General features: G+C 64.6%; 16 protein-coding genes. 12 read left to right on the forward strand and 4 right to left on the reverse strand.

What is annotated here, in order from left to right; translation table 11 throughout:
• Positions 1-127: 127 nt before the first annotated feature.
• Together groL and ACDK93_RS16845 are read right to left on the reverse strand one after the other, a co-directional pair.
• A complete protein-coding gene (gene groL / locus ACDK93_RS16840) occupies positions 128-1,777 on the reverse strand; it encodes a chaperonin GroEL (RefSeq protein ID WP_458070143.1) in 1,650 nt (549 codons plus the stop codon).
• A 132-nt stretch (positions 1,778-1,909) separates the two neighbouring features.
• Positions 1,910-2,203 (reverse strand): co-chaperone GroES, encoded by a 294-nt coding sequence (locus tag ACDK93_RS16845; protein WP_179480678.1) that lies wholly within the window; start codon positions 2,201-2,203, stop codon positions 1,910-1,912.
• A 423-nt stretch (positions 2,204-2,626) separates the two neighbouring features.
• Between ACDK93_RS16845 and ACDK93_RS16850 the strand changes: the two genes are divergently transcribed.
• The 9 genes from ACDK93_RS16850 to purH all read left to right on the forward strand — a co-directional run bounded on the left by ACDK93_RS16850 (position 2,627) and on the right by purH (position 12,378).
• The gene (locus ACDK93_RS16850; protein ID WP_458070145.1) at positions 2,627-4,834 is read left to right on the forward strand and encodes a protein-disulfide reductase DsbD family protein; all 2,208 of its coding nucleotides are present in this window, start codon (positions 2,627-2,629) and stop codon (positions 4,832-4,834) included.
• Positions 4,835-4,837: 3 nt separating this feature from the next.
• Complete coding sequence (locus ACDK93_RS16855; protein WP_458070146.1) at positions 4,838-5,377, forward strand: TlpA family protein disulfide reductase; 540 nt, start codon at positions 4,838-4,840, stop codon at positions 5,375-5,377.
• 142 nt (positions 5,378-5,519) lie between these two features.
• Positions 5,520-5,990, forward strand: coding sequence for a type II 3-dehydroquinate dehydratase (aroQ, locus tag ACDK93_RS16860; RefSeq protein WP_458070147.1), 471 nt, complete (start codon positions 5,520-5,522; stop codon positions 5,988-5,990).
• 119 nt (positions 5,991-6,109) lie between these two features.
• Entirely contained in the window at positions 6,110-6,574 is a 465-nt protein-coding gene (gene accB / locus ACDK93_RS16865) for an acetyl-CoA carboxylase biotin carboxyl carrier protein (protein ID WP_458070148.1), read from the forward strand.
• Positions 6,575-6,672: 98 nt separating this feature from the next.
• Positions 6,673-8,046 carry an acetyl-CoA carboxylase biotin carboxylase subunit gene (accC, locus tag ACDK93_RS16870; RefSeq protein ID WP_458070149.1) on the forward strand — a complete coding sequence of 458 codons (1,374 nt, stop codon included), beginning with the start codon at positions 6,673-6,675 and terminating at the stop codon, positions 8,044-8,046.
• Between the two features lie 72 nt (positions 8,047-8,118).
• A complete protein-coding gene (prmA, locus tag ACDK93_RS16875; protein ID WP_458070151.1) occupies positions 8,119-9,066 on the forward strand; it encodes a 50S ribosomal protein L11 methyltransferase in 948 nt (315 codons plus the stop codon).
• Between the two features lie 136 nt (positions 9,067-9,202).
• Entirely contained in the window at positions 9,203-10,072 is an 870-nt protein-coding gene (locus ACDK93_RS16880; RefSeq protein ID WP_458070153.1) for a zinc-ribbon and DUF3426 domain-containing protein, read from the forward strand.
• 140 nt (positions 10,073-10,212) lie between these two features.
• Positions 10,213-10,563, forward strand: a complete 351-nt coding sequence (locus tag ACDK93_RS16885; protein ID WP_458070154.1) for a helix-turn-helix domain-containing protein — start codon at positions 10,213-10,215, stop codon at positions 10,561-10,563.
• Positions 10,564-10,767: 204 nt separating this feature from the next.
• The gene (purH, locus tag ACDK93_RS16890) at positions 10,768-12,378 is read left to right on the forward strand and encodes a bifunctional phosphoribosylaminoimidazolecarboxamide formyltransferase/IMP cyclohydrolase (protein ID WP_458070155.1); all 1,611 of its coding nucleotides are present in this window, start codon (positions 10,768-10,770) and stop codon (positions 12,376-12,378) included.
• A 31-nt stretch (positions 12,379-12,409) separates the two neighbouring features.
• Here the strand turns inward: purH and ACDK93_RS16895 are convergent, their stop codons facing one another.
• Complete coding sequence (locus ACDK93_RS16895) at positions 12,410-13,423, reverse strand: bile acid:sodium symporter family protein (protein WP_458070157.1); 1,014 nt, start codon at positions 13,421-13,423, stop codon at positions 12,410-12,412.
• Between the two features lie 94 nt (positions 13,424-13,517).
• On the opposite strand from ACDK93_RS16895, the gene ACDK93_RS16900 reads away from it, so the two are divergent.
• Entirely contained in the window at positions 13,518-14,444 is a 927-nt protein-coding gene (locus ACDK93_RS16900) for a LysR family transcriptional regulator (RefSeq protein WP_458070158.1), read from the forward strand.
• Positions 14,445-14,506: 62 nt separating this feature from the next.
• Entirely contained in the window at positions 14,507-15,217 is a 711-nt protein-coding gene (locus ACDK93_RS16905) for a glutathione S-transferase (RefSeq protein WP_458070160.1), read from the forward strand.
• Between the two features lie 47 nt (positions 15,218-15,264).
• Here the strand turns inward: ACDK93_RS16905 and ACDK93_RS16910 are convergent, their stop codons facing one another.
• Positions 15,265-15,759, reverse strand: coding sequence for a DUF2782 domain-containing protein (locus ACDK93_RS16910; RefSeq protein WP_458070162.1), 495 nt, complete (start codon positions 15,757-15,759; stop codon positions 15,265-15,267).
• A gap of 104 nt (positions 15,760-15,863) precedes the next feature.
• Between ACDK93_RS16910 and polA the strand changes: the two genes are divergently transcribed.
• Positions 15,864-18,620, forward strand: a complete 2,757-nt coding sequence (polA, locus tag ACDK93_RS16915) for a DNA polymerase I (protein WP_458070164.1) — start codon at positions 15,864-15,866, stop codon at positions 18,618-18,620.
• Positions 18,621-18,777: the final 157 nt, after the last annotated feature.

Below are 18,777 nucleotides of genomic sequence, written 5' to 3' on the forward strand. Positions count from 1 at the left end.
TTCTCGTTCAAAAAAAACCCCGCCGAAGCGGGGTTTTTTTGTTGCAAACACTTTTACTGAGAAGTGCGGCCTCGTAGGGCCGCTTTGCACCCGCGCAATCAGCAGTGATCGCGCGGGTGCAAGGGACTTAGAAGTCCATACCGCCCATGCCGCCCATGCCGCCCGGCGCGCCGCCGCCGTGGCCATGGCCGTCGTCTTTCTTCGGCACTTCGGCAACGATCGCCTCGGTGGTGATCGCCAGACCCGCAACCGATGCGGCGTGCTGCAGGGCCGAACGCGTGACCTTGGTCGGATCGAGGATGCCCATTTCAACCATGTCGCCGAACTCGCCGGTGGCGGCGTTGTAGCCGAAGTTGCCGGTGCCTTCCTTGACCTTGTTGAGGATCACGGACGGCTCTTCGCCGGCGTTCGACACGATCGCACGCAGCGGCGCTTCGAGCGCGCGGCGGGTGATGGCAATGCCCAGGTCCTGATCGGTGTTGTCGCCTTTCAGGCCTTCGACAGCCTTCAGTGCGCGAATCAGGGCCACGCCACCGCCGGGGACCACGCCTTCTTCGACGGCTGCGCGCGTGGCGTGCAGGGCGTCTTCGACGCGGGCCTTCTTCTCTTTCATTTCGATCTCGGTGCCGGCACCGACCTTGATCACGGCAACACCGCCGGCCAGCTTGGCCACGCGCTCCTGCAGCTTCTCGCGGTCATAGTCGGACGAGGTCTCTTCGATCTGCGCCTTGATCTGGCCGATGCGCGACTGGATCTTCTCCGCTTCGCCAGCACCGTCGATGATCGTGGTGTTTTCCTTGGTGATGACGATGCGCTTGGCGCGACCCAGATCGCCGATCGTGGTCTTCTCCAGCGACAGGCCCACTTCCTCGGAAACGACCTGACCATTGGTCAGCACGGCGATGTCTTCAAGGATCGCCTTGCGACGATCACCGAAGCCCGGCGCCTTGACGGCGGCGACCTTGACGATACCGCGGATGGTGTTGACGACCAGCGTGGCCAGGGCCTCGCCCTCGACTTCCTCGGCGACGATCAGCAGCGGCTTGCCGGCCTTGGCGACGGCTTCCAGCACGGGCAGCAGCTCGCGCACGTTCGACACTTTCTTGTCGTGGATCAGGATGTACGGGTCGTCCAGCTCAACCTGCTGCGACGCCTGGTTGTTGATGAAGTACGGCGACAGGTAGCCGCGGTCGAACTGCATGCCTTCGACGACGTCGAGCTCGTTCTCCAGACCCGAACCTTCTTCCACCGTGATCACGCCTTCCTTGCCGACTTTCTTCATCGCGGTGGCGATGATGTCGCCGATGTTGGTGTCGGAGTTGGCCGAAATGGTGCCGACCTGTGCGATCGCCTTGTCGTCGGCGGTCGGGTTGGACAGCTTCTTCAGCTCGCCGACAGCGGCGATGACGGCCTTGTCGATGCCACGCTTCAGGTCCATCGGGTTGATGCCGGCGGCAACCGCCTTCAGGCCTTCCTGGATGAACGCCTGGGCCAGCACGGTCGCGGTGGTTGTGCCGTCACCGGCAACGTCGGACGTCTTGGAAGCGGCTTCCTTGACGATCTGCGCGCCGAGGTTCTCGTACTTGTCAGCCAGCTCGATCTCCTTGGCGACGGACACGCCGTCCTTGGTGATCGTGGGGGCGCCGAAGCTCTTCTCGAGCACGACATTGCGGCCCTTGGGACCGAGGGTGACCTTGACCGCATTGGCCAGGGTGTTCACGCCCTTCAGCATGCGGGCGCGGGCGTCTTCGCCGAAACGTACTTCTTTAGCTGCCATGATTTTTTTGCCTCAAAAAAATTAAATTAGGTAAGGTTTGTCGCTTGCGAAAGCCCAACGGAAAGGAGCCAAAGGCGACTGGAGTGCGCGGCTTTTCAATTCGCGCTCATCCCGCCCAGACCCCCGCTCGAATCAGCCTTCAATCACAGCCACGATGTCGTCTTCCTTCAGGAAGACCAGATCTTCGCCGTCGATCTTGATTTCCTGGCCGGCATACTTGCCGAACAGGACGGTGTCGCCCACCTTTACCGACATCGGGCGCACGCTGCCGTCCTTCTGGATCAGGCCGGTGCCGGCGGCGGTGACCTTGCCGCGGGTCGGCTTTTCGGTGGCGCTGTCGGGGATGACGATGCCGCCAGCCGAGACGCGCTCTTCTTCGAGACGCTTGACGATGACGCGATCATGCAACGGACGCAGTGTGCTCATGGGTGGACTCCAACTTGGCTAGTGAAATGGAACGAGGTTTCAAAGACCCGGATCGGCGACTTGTTAGCACTCGATTCCGATGAGTGCTAATTTTAATGATGCAGAAATCCTGTGCAAGCGTCTTGAACCGGTGACTGGACAGCAGATTGGGGGCCTTGACGCCGCTTTCAAGGTGCCGTCATCGAACGATCACATTAAGAATCTGAACGCAAGTCTCCGCCCCACCCCGCCAAACCGACCAAGCGCTGGCGAAATGCCTGATTCAACCGAAGGTGCTACTAGCTGAAAGTTGCACACGGTCGTTGGTCGGCATCGCACCCGGAGCGCAAGTCGGCAGATGGAAAACGCCAGCCTTGCATGCGCGCCTAATACGCCATAATGCCGAGTCGCCTGTCCCCGCAGGCCCCGATTGCTGGAGTTGTCATGAGACTGCTGCTTGCCGGCCGAAGGTCCGTTCGTGCGCTGATAAACACGCTGCTCTGGCTGGGCCTGCTGCTCGCCGCCGCGCCGGTATTTTCGCAAAGCACGGCCGATCTGCTGCCGGTCACCGAGGCCTACAAGCTCACCAGTGATGCATCCACGCCCGGCGTATTGAAGCTCCACTGGACCCTGGCGCAGGACTACTACCTCTACCGCGGCCGCATGAAGTTCAAGGCCGGCGCTGGCGTTACGCTGGGCGATCCGCAGTTCCCCAACGGCGAAAAGCATCACGACGAATACCTGGGCGACGTGGAGATTTATCACCACGCCATCGACGCCAGCGTGCCGTACACCGTGGCCGCCGGCACCACGCGGCTGGCGTTGAGCGTGCAGTACCAGGGTTGCCACGAGGTCGATCCGAAGATCTGCTACCCGCCGCACACCGAACAGCTCGACCTGCCGCTGCCGGCTGGGGCGGCCAAGTCCGCCGACTCGACACCGGCGTCAAACAACGGCTCGCTGGGCGACGCCCTGCACGCGCTGGGCGGCAAGTCACCGACGGCCGGCAGCGGACCGCTGCCGCCGGAGCAGGCGTTCCGGCTGGAGGCGCTGGCCAGCTCGCCGGGCCATCTGCTGCTGCGCTGGACCATGCCCAAGGGCTATTACCTTTACAAAGATCAGACCACGCTGCAGCCGCACGATGCGCCGGGCCTGACCCTGAAGCCGACGTGGCCTGCCGGCGTGATGCACCAGGATGCGAAGTACGGCAACGTCACCGTGTATTTCGATCAGCTGGAGCTGCCAGTGGCCGTCGACGGCGATCTCGCCGGGCGGCAGTCGCTCGCGCTCGACGCCAGTTTTCAGGGCTGTCAGGACGGTGGCCTGTGCTACCCGGTGATGCATCGCACGCTGACGATCGATCTGGCCAGCGCCGGCGCTTCGCCAGGCGCTGCAGCAGTGGCGCCGGAAATGCCGCCTGCCGGCATCGCCGGCATGGCGGTGCAGATCAGCCTGGTCAGTGCGCTGCTGCTGGCGCTGGGCGGTGGCCTGGTGCTGAACCTGATGCCTTGCGTGCTGCCTGTGCTGTCCATCAAGGCGGTGAGCATTCTCGAAAGCGGCGAGAGCGCCACCAGAGCGCGTCGTCATGCGTTGTATTACAGCGCTGGCGTGATGAGCAGCTTTGCCGCGCTGGGCCTGGGCATTCTCGCGCTGCGTTCGGCCGGTCACGCGCTGGGCTGGGGCTCGCAGCTGCAGCAGCCGCTGCTGGTCGGTGTGCTGGCCTGCGTGATGCTGGCCGTTGGCCTGTCGATGTCGGGCGTGGTGCAGTTCGGTGCTTCGCTGGGCAATACCGGCGCATCGCTGGCCTCGCGCTCGGGCCCGGCGGGCGATTTCTTCACCGGCGTGCTCGCGGTGGTGGTGGCCAGCCCGTGCACCGCGCCGTTCATGGGCAGCGCGCTGGCGTATGCGTTCGCCGCGCCGATGCTGTCCGCGCTACTGGTGTTTCTGATGCTGGGCGTCGGCCTGGCGCTGCCGTTTCTGCTGATCGGCTTTGTGCCGGCGCTGGCCCGCCTGCTGCCGCGACCCGGCCGCTGGATGGAAACGCTGAAAGAGGTGCTGGCCTTCCCGATGTACCTAACCGCCGTATGGCTGGTCTGGGTGCTGGCGCACCAGCGCGGTGCCGACGCCGTCGGCCTGGTGCTGGTGGCGATGGTGCTGCTGGCGATGGCACTGTGGTGGTTCGAGCGCAGCCGCCACGGACGCGCGCTGAGCAAGGTCTTTGTCGCCCTGCTCGCCATCGCTACGCTGGTGCCGCTGTATCTACTGGCGCACGTGCCGCCGCAGTCGTCCGCCGCCGCGACGCAGGAAGGCGTGGTCGCCTACACGCCGGAGAAGCTCGCCTCGCTGCGCGCCTCCGATACGCCGGTCTTCGTCGACATGACCGCCGACTGGTGCGTCACCTGCAAGGCCAACGAGCACACCGTGCTGGATACGGACGCGTTCCGCGACCTTCTCAAGCGCACCGGCGCGGTCTACATGAAAGGCGACTGGACCGACGTCAACCCGACCATCAGCGCGTTTCTGCAGCAGTACCACTCGCCCGGCGTGCCGCTGTATGTGGTGTTCCCGAAACACGGCGGGCCGGGCAACCAGCTGTCGACCGTGCTCACGCCCTCGATGGTCGAGCAGGCGCTGACCGCGGCGGCGCAGTAAAAAATGACGCGAACGAACTGGTTCATCCTCGGCATGGCCGTGCTGGCCGCGGGCGCCGGCGGCTACATCGAGCATCGCCAGCGCCAGCCAGATGCGTCGATCATCGGCCAGCCCGCGCCCGTCGACAGCCTGCCCGATCTCAACGGCAAGACCCACGCGCTGAGCGACTACCGCGGTCACCGCGTGCTGCTGAATTTCTGGGCCAGCTGGTGCGGACCCTGCCTCGACGAAATGCCCGCGCTCGATCGCGCGCAGGCCCGGTTCGGTGGCGGCACGACCGCCAAACCGGGTGCCATCGTGATCGGCATTGCGATGGACGACCCGGCCATGGCACGCGCGTTTCTTGCCGCGCATCCGCCGCACTATCCGATTCTCCTTGGCGACCTCAATGAGCCGAGCACTTCGCAGCAATTCGGCGATACCACCGCCGTGCTGCCCTATAGCGTGCTGCTGGGGCCGGATGGCCGCGTGCTGGCCACGCATACCGGCGCGCTGTCCGACGCGGAGATGGCCGCCTGGCTGAAACCGGACAGCAAGCCCTGAATCCTCGCCCGGCATACGCCCGCGCACGGGAAACTTTCACTTCTCCGCCAAACATCGCCGATCGTCAGCGAACTGGACAATAGACCCGTCTGCGGGCAGACTTCGCAGATTCCGGATATCCGGGCGCGACCGTGGGTGCAACGTGGCGAAGATTCTTGTCCTGCACGGACCCAACCTCAATCTGCTGGGCGCGCGCGAGCCGGACATCTATGGCCGTCAGACCTTGGCCGACATCAATCAGCAGCTGGCCGAACGGGCACAGGAAGCGGGACACGAGCTGGCTTGGTTCCAGTCCAACGCCGAGCACGAGCTGATCGGCCGCATCCAGCAGGGTCGCGACGATCGCACGGCGCTGATCCTGTTCAACCCCGCCGCCTTCACTCACACCAGCATCGCCCTGCGCGACGCGCTGATGGCGGTGGCGATCCCGTTTATCGAAGTGCATCTATCCAACGTCCACGCGCGCGAGCCGTTCCGGCATCAGTCGTACCTGTCGGATATCGCGGTGGGCGTGATCTGCGGCTTCGGCGGCGACAGCTATCGGCTGGCGCTGGAAGCGGCGATCCACCGGCTGCACGCGTCGGCCGCCAGCGCGCCGGACGTACCGAAGTAATGCCACGACGATTCAACTGACCGTACGACCTCATAGTGACTGTACGACCAAGGCCGCAAGCCAGTTTTCCCCCTCCCCACGCGCCAATGCGATGGTGCGACAGACAAAAGGCTGATCCGATGGATTTGCGCAAAATCAAAAAGCTGATCGATCTGCTCGAAGAGTCCAATCTCGCCGAGCTGGAAATCAAGGAAGGCGAAGAAGTCGTTCGCTTGTCGCGCGTGCCGAAAAACGCCGCGCCCGCCCCGGCACCTGCCGCACCCGTGGCCGCTGTGCCGGTTGCTGCCGCGCCGGTCGCCGTACCGGCAGCGGCCGCCGTTGAATCGCCGGCAGTGGATGCGCTGCCGGCTGGACACGTGGTCAAGGCACCGATGGTCGGCACGTTCTACGCCTCCGCCACGCCGGGCACCCCGGCCTTCGTCAAGGTCGGCCAGCAGGTCGCGGCCGGCGAGACGCTGGGCATCATCGAGGCGATGAAGATGTTCAACCAGATCGAGGCCGACGTGGCCGGCACCGTCAAGGCCATCCTGATCGAGAACGGTCAGCCGGTGGAATTCGACGAACCGATGTTCGTGATCGCCTGAGCGACGGGCGCCCGCCCGGGCGCCGCGCCAAGCACCGCCACCTGACAGCCGCGCGCTCGATGCGCGCCGCTCGGAAGTTACCGCACAGGCTTCAAACCATGCCCAAGCTTGAAAAAGTCGTCATCGCCAACCGCGGAGAAATCGCGCTGCGCATCCTGCGCGCGTGCCACAGCCTCGGCATCAAGACCGTGGCCGTGCACTCCACCGTCGACCGCAACCTGAAGCACGTCGGCCTCGCCGACGAATCGGTCTGCATCGGCCCCGGTCCCTCCGTCGACAGTTATCTCAATATTCCGCGCATCATCGCCGCGGCCGAGATCACCGACGCCGGCGCGATTCACCCCGGCTACGGCTTTCTATCCGAGCGCGCGGATTTTGCCGAACAGGTCGAGCAATCCGGCTTCGTCTTCATCGGCCCGCCGGCCGGCGTGATTCGGCTGATGGGCGACAAGGTCGAAGCGATTCGCGCGATGAAAGCCGCCGGCGTGCCTTGCGTGCCCGGCTCCGGCGGCCCGCTGGGCGACGACGTGGACGAGAACCTGCGCATCGCCAAAGAAATCGGCTACCCGGTCATCATCAAGGCTTCCGGCGGCGGCGGCGGTCGCGGCATGCGGGTGGTCCGCACCGAGGCGCACCTGGGTAACGCAGTGACCATGACCAAGGCCGAAGCCAAGGCCGCGTTCGGCAACGAACAGGTCTACATGGAAAAATTTCTGGAAAACCCGCGCCATGTCGAGGTGCAGGTCATGGCCGACGGCCAGGGCAACGCCATCCATCTGGGCGAGCGCGATTGCTCAATGCAGCGCCGCCACCAGAAAGTGGTCGAGGAAGCGCCCGCGCCGGGCATCACGCCGGAGCAGCGCGCGGCGATCGGCAAGGTCTGCGTCGACGCCTGCCTGCGCATCGGCTATCGCGGTGCCGGCACGTTCGAGTTTCTGTTCGAGAACGGCAACTTCTACTTCATCGAAATGAATACCCGCATTCAGGTCGAGCATCCGGTGACCGAGCTGATCACCGGCATCGATCTGGTGCGCGAGCAGCTGCTCATCGCCGGCGGCGAGAAGCTTTCGATCCGGCAGGAAGATGTCGTGATCCACGGCCACGCCATCGAGTGCCGCATTAACGCCGAAGATCCGGACACCTTCATGCCGTCGCCCGGCACGGTGAAGCGCTTCGAGGCGCCCGGCGGCCCCGGCGTGCGCGTGGACACGCACCTGTACGACGGCTACCGCATTCCGCCCAACTACGATTCGATGATCGGCAAGCTGATCGTGCACGGCCCCGACCGCGAAACCGCGATCGCACGCATGCGCCTGGCGCTGGCGGAAACCGTGATCGAAGGCGTCAAGTGCAATATCCCGCTGCAGCAACGCATCATGGCCGACGCGGGCTTTCAGCACGGCGGCCAGAACATTCATTACCTGGAAAAGCGCATGGCCGAGCAGAAGGGCCAGCAGCCGGCCGAGCACTGATCTGCCAGCACGCGACGGTCGTTTGCCAAGAAACGACAGCTGCACTTCATCGCCAACCTCCACGGACACCGCATGCCCTGGCTAGAACTCTCCCTCGTCGTACGCACCGAACAACAGCCCAGCGCGGAAGAAGCGCTGGACGAACTCGGTGCGCTGTCGATCACGCTGCAGGATGCCGACGCGGAAACGCCGGACGAGCAGGCGATCTTCGAACCCGGCGTGGGCGAGCTGCCGCTGTGGCCGATGATCACGCTCAACGCGCTGTTCGATGCGGGCACCGATCGTCGTGGACTGATCGAAACGCTGGGCGAGTTGCTGTCATGGCTGGAGCCGGCGCAGGTCGTGTTTCGCGACGTCGCCGACCAGGACTGGGAGCGCGCCTGGATGGATCAGTTCAAGCCGATGGTGTTCGGCCGTAGGCTGTGGATTTATCCGTGGAATATCGAGCCGCCGGAAGATGAAGAACTCGTCGGCCGCTCCAGCGCATCCTGCGCCCGCGGCACTAACGCATCCATGCGCGTCGTCGTGCGGCTCGATCCCGGCCTCGCCTTCGGCAGCGGCACGCATCCGACCACTGCGCTTTGCCTCGAATGGCTCGACGGCCTGTCGCTCGCCGGCAAGAGCGTGATCGACTACGGCTGCGGCTCGGGCATTCTGGCCATCGCCGCGCTGAAGCTCGGTGCGGTCAGCGCGGTGGGTATCGACAACGACCCGCAGGCGCTTATCGCCTCGGCCGACAATGCACAGCGCAACGGCGTGGCCAATCAGCTTGAGGTGTTCGAGCCCGGTGCCGTAAGCACCGCGGCCGATGTGTTCATTGCAAACATTCTCGCCGGTCCCCTGGCCGCGCTGGCGCCGACCTTTGCCGCACTGGCGAAACCCGGCGCGCCGTTTGCCATCTCCGGCATTCTCGCCGGCCAGCAGGACGAGTTGCTGGAACGCTACGCCGAGTGGTTCGACGAACTCAGGTTCGACACACGCGAAGACTGGGTGCGCATCAGCGGCCGTCGACGCGCTTGAAATCACTGCGGGGAGAGCGATCGCACCGCAGCGTTCCATTCGCTTCCAATGCAGCACGCAGCCTTGATGGACGACGCTAACAGGCTGCACCGGACCAGCCTGCTAAACTCGTACTACTGAGTTCAAAGCGGCCTGCATGTATACCCAATGCCCTGAATGCCTGTCCGTGTTTTCGCTCGATGCGCACACGCTGGCGCAGGCGCACGGGCACGTGGTGTGCGGGCATTGCGACGCCAGCTTCGACAGCATTGCCACACTCACCGGGCAGCTGCCGCCCGAGCCGTTTCGCGAGCTGCCGATCAACGACCCGGCTTACCAACCGCCGCGCATTGACCTGGTGGTCTATCGCCCGCAGCCGTTGCCGCCAGCGGTCATCGATGCAGTGTTGACGGACCAGGACGCTGCGCTCGAACCGGCGGCTTCGGAAGAAGACTTTTCCCAGCTGGTGTTCGCGCCCCGCTTCGTTCGCCAGAAAGTCAGCAAACAGTCTCGACGCTCGCAGCGCCGGGCGAACAATCAGCGCAAGCGCGCGACGGGCGACCGCCACTGGCCATGGGTTGTCGCCGGCCTGGTGCTGTTGCTGGGCCTGGGCGCGCAACTGGCGTGGGCCAAGCGCGATTTGCTGATACGCGACCCGATCGTCGGCGGTTGGCTGCGTGAAGCGTGCAGCCAGCTCGGCTGCGAACTTCCGCTGATCGCCGCGCCGCAGCAGCTGCGCCTGCTGGCCAGCAACGTGCAGGCGCACCCGAGCGTGTCGGGCGCACTGATGATCAGCGCCAGCGTGCGCAACGATGCGATTTTTGCCCAGCCCTTTCCTGTGCTCACGGTCACATTGTCGGACGCACAGGGCCAGCGTATTGCCATGCGCCGACTGCAGCCGCGGGAGTATCTGGACGACACGTCAATACTCCGCCACGGTCTGGCGCCGGGAGCCAGCGCCGCCCTGCTGCTCGAGGTGGAAGATCCGGGCGACAAGGCGGTGGCTTTCGAATTTGGTTTCGAATAGCACTTAATTTTCTCCACGGGCACGGGTAGACTCGGTCCCTCGCGCGAAAGGGCAGCATGCTCGACACACGCCGCGAACGACACCCACTAATAATCAATGCAGCGGCCAACGCAGCCGTCGCACCGCGAGGGAATCCATCCGTGAATGCCGTCAGACTGCCTGCCATCGAGGCCGCGAAACAGACCTCGTCACCGGGTAACGGTTCGCACAGCGATAGCGAGCACGGCGCCGTGCATCAGGGCAACGGCCACACGCATAACGTCAGCGCACTGAGTGAATGCGTGGCGCGTACCGTACGCCGCTATCTGGCCGACATCGGCGATACCGAATGCGCCGAGGGCCTGCACGCCATGGTTCTGCGCGAAGTGGAAACGCCGCTGCTGCGCGAAGTGCTGGCGTTCCACGACGGCAACCAGAGCCGCGCCGCGAGCGCGCTGGGCATCAACCGCGCCACGCTGCGCAAGAAGCTTGCGGCGCACGGGTTGCTGTAAGACGCCGGGAACGGGGAACGGGGAACGGCCAGAGCGTCGCCCAAAGCGACTTCGTGCTGCGCGTGAATCGCGCTTTCAGTTGTACACACGGCGTTTCAATTTTTTCTCTGCTGACAAACTCGTATAGCACGAGGCTTCCCGCTTCAAACCGTTCCCCGTTCCCCGCTCCTCTATAATAGCCGGCTGCATAAATCGGGAACCGCCATGTCTGCTCCAGCTCTCACACCTATTCGCCGCGCGCTGATCAGCGTGTCGGACAAGACCGGCATGATCGAGCTGGGCCAGCGGCTCGTCGCCGCTGGCGTGGAACTGCTGTCGACCGGCGGCAGCGCCAAGGCGCTGCGCGAGGCAGGCGTCGCGGTAGTAGACGTGAGCGACGTGACCGGCTTTCCGGAAATCATGGACGGCCGCGTCAAGACCCTGCATCCGAAGGTCCACGGCGGCCTGCTTGGTCGACGCGGTACCGACGACGCGGTGATGACCGAGCTCGGCATTGCGCCGATCGACCTGCTGGTGCTGAACCTGTATCCGTTCGAGAGCACGGTGGCGAAGCCCGACTGCACGCTCGAGCAGGCGATCGAGAACATCGACATCGGTGGCCCGGCGATGCTGCGCTCGGCGGCAAAAAACTGGAACGATGTCGGCGTGCTGACCTCGCCCGATCAATATGCCGAAGCGCTGAGCGAAATCGAAACGCACGGCGGCCTTACGCGCGCGACGCGCTTCAAGCTCGCGGTTGCCGCCTTCAATAACGTGGCGAACTACGACGGCGCAATCAGCGATTACTTGTCGGCTCTGCAACTTGACGAGTCGCAGAAGGCCATCGCCGGGCACCACGCGTTCCCCGGACAGATCAACAGCCGCTTCGTGAAATTGATGGACCTGCGCTACGGCGAAAACCCGCACCAGCAGGCGGCGTTCTATCGCGACCAGTATCCCGCCCCTGGCACGCTCGCCACCTTCCAGCAGGTGCAGGGCAAGGAGCTCTCGTTCAACAATATCGCCGACGCCGACGCGGCGTGGGAATGCGTGCGCAGCTTTACCAAGCCGGCCTGCGTGATCGTCAAACACGCCAATCCCTGCGGCGTGGCGGTAAGCCTGGACGGTATCGGCCGCGCGTACGAGCTCGCCTACCAGACCGACCCGACCTCGGCCTTCGGCGGCATCATTGCGTTCAATCGCGAAGTGGATGCCGAGACCGCGCGCGCCATCGTCGATCGTCAGTTCGTCGAGGTGGTGCTCGCGCCGGGCTATGCGAAAGACGCGCTGAAGGTGTTCAGCAAGAAAGCCAACGTGCGCGTGCTGGTGATTCCGCTGCCCGAGGCGGGCGCGTTGGCCGATGCGCATCCGGGCAACCATTCCAAGCGCGTCGGCTCGGGCCTGCTGATACAGACCGCCGATCTGGGCATGATCGGCGCCGACGATCTGAAAATCGTTACGCGCCGTGCGCCGACCGAGGCGGAAATCCACGACCTGATCTTTGCCTGGAAGGTGGCCAAGTTCGTCAAGAGTAACGCCATCGTCTACGCGCGCGATCGCCAGACCATCGGCATCGGCGCCGGCCAGATGAGCCGCATCTACAGCGCGCGCATCGCCGGGATCAAGGCAGCCGATGAGAAGCTCGAAGTACGCGGCTCGGTGATGGCCTCCGACGCGTTCTTCCCGTTCCGCGACGGTATCGACGCAGCCGCCGAAGCCGGTATCCGCGCAGTGATCCAGCCCGGCGGCTCGATGCGCGACAGCGAGGTGATCGCCGCGGCGGACGAGCACGACATGGCGATGGTGTTCACCGGGATGCGCCACTTCCGCCACTGAGCGTCGCTGGCGACCATCGCGCCAGCGCTACTCAGTCGACGGCGGCACCCTTCGGCACGGCGTCCGACAAAGTCGCCGCGCCGGCTTTGCGCTGCGCATATTTGCGCGCCAGCACGGCGCACGTCATCAGCTGAATCTGATGGAACAGCATGATCGGCAGCACGATCGCACCGAGCTGGTGTCCGGCGAACAGTACCTTGGCCATCGGCACGCCGCTGGCCAGGCTTTTCTTCGAACCGCAGAACACGATGGTGATCTCGTCCTCGGTGCCGAAGCCCAGCGCGCGCGAACCGTAGCGCGTCACCGTCAGCGCCACAGCCAGCAGAACCGCGTTCACCACCAGCAGGCCGCCCAGCACCGGCAGCGGCATCTGCTTCCACAAACCTTGCAAAACCGCGGCGCTGAACGCGGTATAGACCACCAGCAGGATCGAACCCTGGTCCACATAGCTGAGCAGACCGCGGTGGCGCTCGACCCAGCGGCCGATCCAGCGCTGCGCGACCTGGCCGGCGACAAAGGGCACCAGCAGCTGCAGCACGATCTTGCCGATCGCATCCAGCGACATGCCGCCCTGTCCGTGCGACTCCATCATCAGCCCGACCAGCAGCGGCGTGATGAAGATACCCAGCAGGCTGGACGCCGATGCGGCGCAAATCGCCGCCGGAATATTGCCGCGCGCGATCGAAGTGAACGCGATCGACGACTGCACCGTCGATGGCAAGGTGCACAGAAACAGCACGCCCAGATAAAGATCCGGCGTCACCAGCCACGAGAGCAGCGGCTTCAGCAGCAGCCCGAGCAGCGGAAACATCACGAAGGTGCTGCCCAGCACGATCAGATGAAGCCGCCAGTGCGTCATGCCGGCCACCACCGCCTCGCGCGACAGCTTGGCGCCGTGCAAAAAGAACAGCAGGGCAATCGCCGCGTCGGTCAGCAGGTTGAAGGCACTTGCCGTTTCGCCCCGGCACGGCAGCAGGCTCGCGATCAGCACCGTGAGCACCAGTGCGCAGGTAAAGCGATCGGGAAGAAAACGGGCGATTGCCATGGCATGGGTGACCTGAAAAGTTCAGGTCGCCATTGCAGCGCGCCGGCATTGATAAATCAAATCGTATTATGTGATCTTTTGATACTCTTTACGCATGAATATCAGCCTGCGCCAGCTGCGCGCCTTTCTCGCCGTTGCCAGGCTGCGGCACTTTCGCCGCGCGGCCGAGAGCCTGCATCTGACCCAGCCCGCGATCAGCCGGCAGATTACCGATCTGGAAAACGAGCTGGACGTGCGGCTGTTCGACCGCAACACACGCGAAGTGGTGCCGACCGAAGCGGGCCGCTACCTGCAGGTGGCGCTGGAGCGCGTGCTGGAGGAACTGGAGGGTGTGCTGGCCCACGTCCACTCCGAAAGCGAACGCCGCCACGGCAAGGTCCGCGTGGCCGCGGTGCCGACGCTGTCGGCCGGTTTGATGCCGCAGTGCATTGCCGCCTGCGCGCAGGCGTATCCCGAGCTCACCGTGCAGTTGCACGATCAGGCGCAGGTGCTGGTACTGGACAGCGTGCGCGGCGGCGAAGTGGATTTCGGCCTCGCCATTGAACCGGGCGAAAAGGAAACCTTCGACTGCGAAACCATTCTGCGCGACCCCTTCGTGCTGGTCTGCCATCGCACGCATCCGCTGGCCAGGCTCGCCGCCGTGCCGTGGAGAAAGCTGCGTGGCGAAGCCCTCGTGCTGCTTGATCACACCTCGGGCAGCCGGCGCCTGATCGACCAGCAGCTGGCCGCGCACGGGGTGGAGGCCAACGTGGTGCAGCAGACCGGGCATACGCACACGGCGTTTCGCATGGTCGAGTCCGGGCTTGGCATCAGCATCACGCCACGACTGTCGCTGCCCGTATCCGATCAGCTCGTCACAAGGCCGCTGACGCCAACGTCCAGTCGCGCCATCACCTTGGTCCGTCGACGCCATCGCTCGCTGTCGCCCGTGGCTGAACTGGTGTGGGCGCAGATTCGCGCAATGGCCGCTGAACTCCCGCAAGCGCCGCGCGCTTCGCTAAAGGACGCCAAATCGGCGTGACATTCCTCACGCACCGTTGAGTCGAACGCGCCTAGCTTCGACCTTATTCAACGGAGGTCGGCATGCGCTATCAGCTTTACTACTGGACCGGTATCCAGGGACGCGGCGAATTCGTGCGGTTGGCACTGGAAGACGCGGGCGCCGACTATGTCGATGTGGCGCGCGAACAGGGCGACGAGGCGATCATGCCGTTCCTGCATGGAAAACATCCCGGCGCCCTGCCCTTTGCGCCGCCGTTTCTAAAAGATGGCCGCGCGGTGATCGCGCAGGTGGCAAACATCCTTTCGCATCTGGGCCCGAAGTTAAAGCTGGTGCCTGCGTCCGCCAGCGCCCAGCAGTATGCGAACCAGCTGCAGCTGACCATCGCTGATCTGGTCGCCGAAGTGCACGACACGCATCATCCGATCGCCAGCAGCCTCTACTACGACGACCAGCGCGCCGAGGCCAAGCGTCGCGCCGAGGATTTCCGGCAGAACCGCCTGCCGAAGTTTCTCGGTTATTTCGAGAGCGTGCTGGAGCGCGGCAACGGGCGGCACGCGCTGGCAGAGCATTCGTACGTCGATCTCTCGCTGTTCCAGGTCGTGAGTGGACTCGACTACGCCTTTCCGCGCGCGATGAAGAAAATGCGGCGCAAGCTGCCCCGTCTGAGAGCACTCACCGAGCGGGTTTCGCAGCGACCGCGCATCGCGGCCTATGTGGCGTCACCGCGGCGCATTGCATTCAACGAGGACGGCATCTTCCGGCATTACCCTGAGCTCGACGCCGCCCGTTGAGCGGCGCTTGACGGTTCGGCCTGTCGCATGAGGTTTAGCGAACCGCGTCAGCCGCCGTCGGACGCCGAGCTGGCCTCGGCCGGCTTGCTCTTGCCCCACTCCAGCACCTTGTACATCGCCGGATGTACCGGCGCCTGGCCGGGCTGCATGTGGCGGGTGCCGTCCGGATCGACGGTATAGCTCTGCGGTATACCGTTCTTCGGCGTCACCACCACCATGTACAGCATGCCGCTGCGGCGGTATTCCTCTACCTGGTTGTCGCCTTCCTGATGCGTGCTGACGTCCGGCAGCGTCATGTGCTTGCCGTCACTCGCCGTGCCGGCATCCTGCATGGCAGGCAGGTTCTTGCCGGCGGAGGATTTGCTCACTGTCGCGTCGGGAGCCTGGGGCGGCGGCGGCAGCGGCTTGACGCCGGGGTCGTTCATGCCCGGCGGCGGCGGCGCGTTGGTCGGCGGCGCGGACGATTGCGCGTAAACGCTGCTGGCGGCGAGACCTGAGACGAAGAAAAAACTGGCGGCAGCTAGCACGGCGGCTGATTTCATGGGGGCAACCTCAGGTCGGGTGTCAGAGGATAGCAGCGCCTTTGCCGATCAACTGTGAAGCGTCGCCGAGGCGGCCTTCGACGCACGCATGCGAGAATGGGGGCATGGCCAAACTCATTCTTATCGACGGTTCGTCCTACCTCTACCGCGCGTTCCACGCGCTGCCGCCGCTGACCAACGACCACGGCGAGCCGACCGGTGCGCTGTTCGGCGTGGTCAACATGCTGCGCGCCACGCTGAAGGCCAAGCCGGACTATCTGGCTTTTGTCAGCGACGCTGCAGGGCCGACCTTTCGCGACGAACTCTACGACCAGTACAAGGCCAACCGCCCGCCGATGCCGGACGATCTGCGCGCGCAGATCGAGCCGATGCTGGCGATCGTGGGCGCGCTGGGCTTTCCGATTCTGCGCGAGCCGGGCGTGGAAGCGGACGACGTGATCGGCACGCTGGCGACCCAGGCGCAGGCGCTGGGCATCGAGGTGCTGATTTCCACCGGCGACAAGGATCTGGCGCAGTTGGTCAGCTCGCACGTCACCCTGGTCAACACGATGAGCAATACCGTCACCGATATCCACGGCGTGATGGAAAAATTCGGCGTGCGGCCGGAGCAGATCATCGACTTTCTGGCGCTGACCGGCGACACCGTCGACAACGTGCCGGGCGTGCCGAAGTGCGGCCCGAAAACTGCGGCGAAATGGCTGGCCGAATACCACACGCTGGACGGCGTGATTGCCAACGCCGACAAGATCGGCGGCAAGATCGGCGAGAACCTGCGCGCGGCCATACCGCAGCTGCCGCTGTCGCGCGAGCTGGTGACGATCAAGCTGGACGTGCCGCTGGAGGTTGGCCCCACGGATCTGGCGCAGCGCGAGGCCGACACCGCACAGCTGCGCGAGCTGTATACGCGCTATGGCTTCAAAGCGGCGCTGAAGGATCTGGAGGCGCTGGAAGAGCGGGAAACGGGGACTGGGGAACGGGGAACAGCCAGCTCTTCGCAAACTGCTGCAAGCGCGGCGGTTGCCACGACAGACGCCATTGATGCATCGCTATCGGCTCCCGGCACCTACGAGCTTGTCACCACGTCCGACCGCTTCGACGCATGGCTGGAAAAACTGCGCAGCGCCGAACTGATCGCCTTCGATACCGAAACCACCAGCATCGACGCGATGCGCGCCGAGATCGTCGGCGTCAGCCTGGCGGTGGACGAGGGCACCGCCTGCTATATCCCGCTGGGCCACGACTATCCCGGCGCACCGTCACAGCTGCAGCGCGATGCCGTGCTCGCCGCGCTCAAGCCGATCTTCGAAGATGCCGATAAACCCAAACTCGGCCAGCACGCCAAGTACGACATCAACGTGCTCAGCCATTACGGTATTGCGGTGCACGGGCTGAAGCACGATTCGATGCTTGAGTCCTACGTGTGGAACGCCACGGCGACGCGCCACGACATGGACTCGCTGGCGAAAAAATATCTCGGCATAGACACCATCAAGTACGAACAGGTCGCCGGCAAGGGCGCCAAGCAGATTTCGTTTTCGCAGGTCGATCTCGACACCGCCTGCCGCTACGCCGCCGAGGATGCCGATATCACCCTGCGCCTGCACCACGCGCTGTGGCCCAGGCTCGAAAGCGTGCCGAAGCTGCGCGCGGTGTATCAGGACATCGAAATTCCGTTGGTGCCGGTACTGGCCGAGATGGAACGCCGCGGCGTGCTGATCGACGGCGACGTGCTGCGCACGCAGAGCCAGCAGCTGGGCAAGCGCATGCACGAGCTGCAGCAGCAGTCGTACAAGCTGGCCGGCCACGAGTTCAACCTCGACTCGCCCAAGCAGCTGCAGGCCGTGCTGTTCGACGAACTCGGCCTGCAGGCGAAAATGAAAACGCCGACCGGCCAGCCGTCGACGAACGAAGAGGCGCTGGAAGCCATTGCCGACACGCACGAGCTGCCGCGCCTGCTGCTGGACTACCGCGGCCTGGCCAAGCTGCGCTCCACGTATACCGACAAGCTGTCCGGCATCGTCAATCCGCGCACCGGCCGCGTACATACCAGCTATCACCAGGGCTCGGTGGCGACCGGGCGCATCTCGTCGTCCGAACCGAACCTGCAGAACATCCCCGTGCGCACCGAAGAGGGCCGTCGCATTCGCCAGGCCTTTATCGCGCCGCCGGGCTGGAAGGTGATGGCGGCCGACTATTCGCAGATCGAGCTGCGCATCATGGCGCACCTTTCCAGCGACGAAGGCCTGCTGCGCGCGTTCCACGAAGGCGGCGACGTGCATCGGGCCACCGCCGCCGAAGTGTTCGGCGTAACCGCGGAAGAGGTCACCACCAACCAGCGTCGCGCGGCCAAGGCGATCAACTTCGGCCTGATGTACGGCATGAGCGCCTTCGGCCTGGCCAAGCAGCTCGGCGTCGATCGCGGTGAGGCCAGCGATTACATGGCGCGCTATTTTTCACGCTACCCCGGCGTGCGAGCGTATACGGACGCCACGCGCGAGCAGGCGCATCGCGATGGCTACGTCGAAACCATCTACGGCCGCCGGCTGTATCTGGAAAATCTCACCTCGCGCAATCAGGGCCTGCGCCAGGGCGCCGAGCGCGCGGCGGTGAACGCGCCGATGCAGGGCAGCGCCGCCGACATCATCAAGCGCGCGATGATCGCCGTTGCCGGCTGGCTGAAGGGCCGCGATGATGCCCACATGCTGATGCAGGTGCACGACGAACTGGTGTTCGAGGTGCGTGCAGACGCCGTGGACGAAGTGCGCGACGCGGTGATCGAACGGATGTCCGGCGCAGCGGCACTGGCCGTGCCGCTGCTGGTCGATGTGGGCGTGGGCGACAACTGGGACCAGGCGCATTGAAAACGCAGTCGGCTCCCACCGCTGCCGAGATGCTAAAAATCCATGCGTAACAGGGAATTGGACGACTCTTTTCTGCACATGAACCGGCAATAAATTTTTTCGAAGATCTTTTGCAACTTTCCCTGCAACCGGCGTTCAAATCTATCGGATGCACGCA

Source organism: Rhodanobacter sp. BL-MT-08 (genome assembly GCF_054161255.1).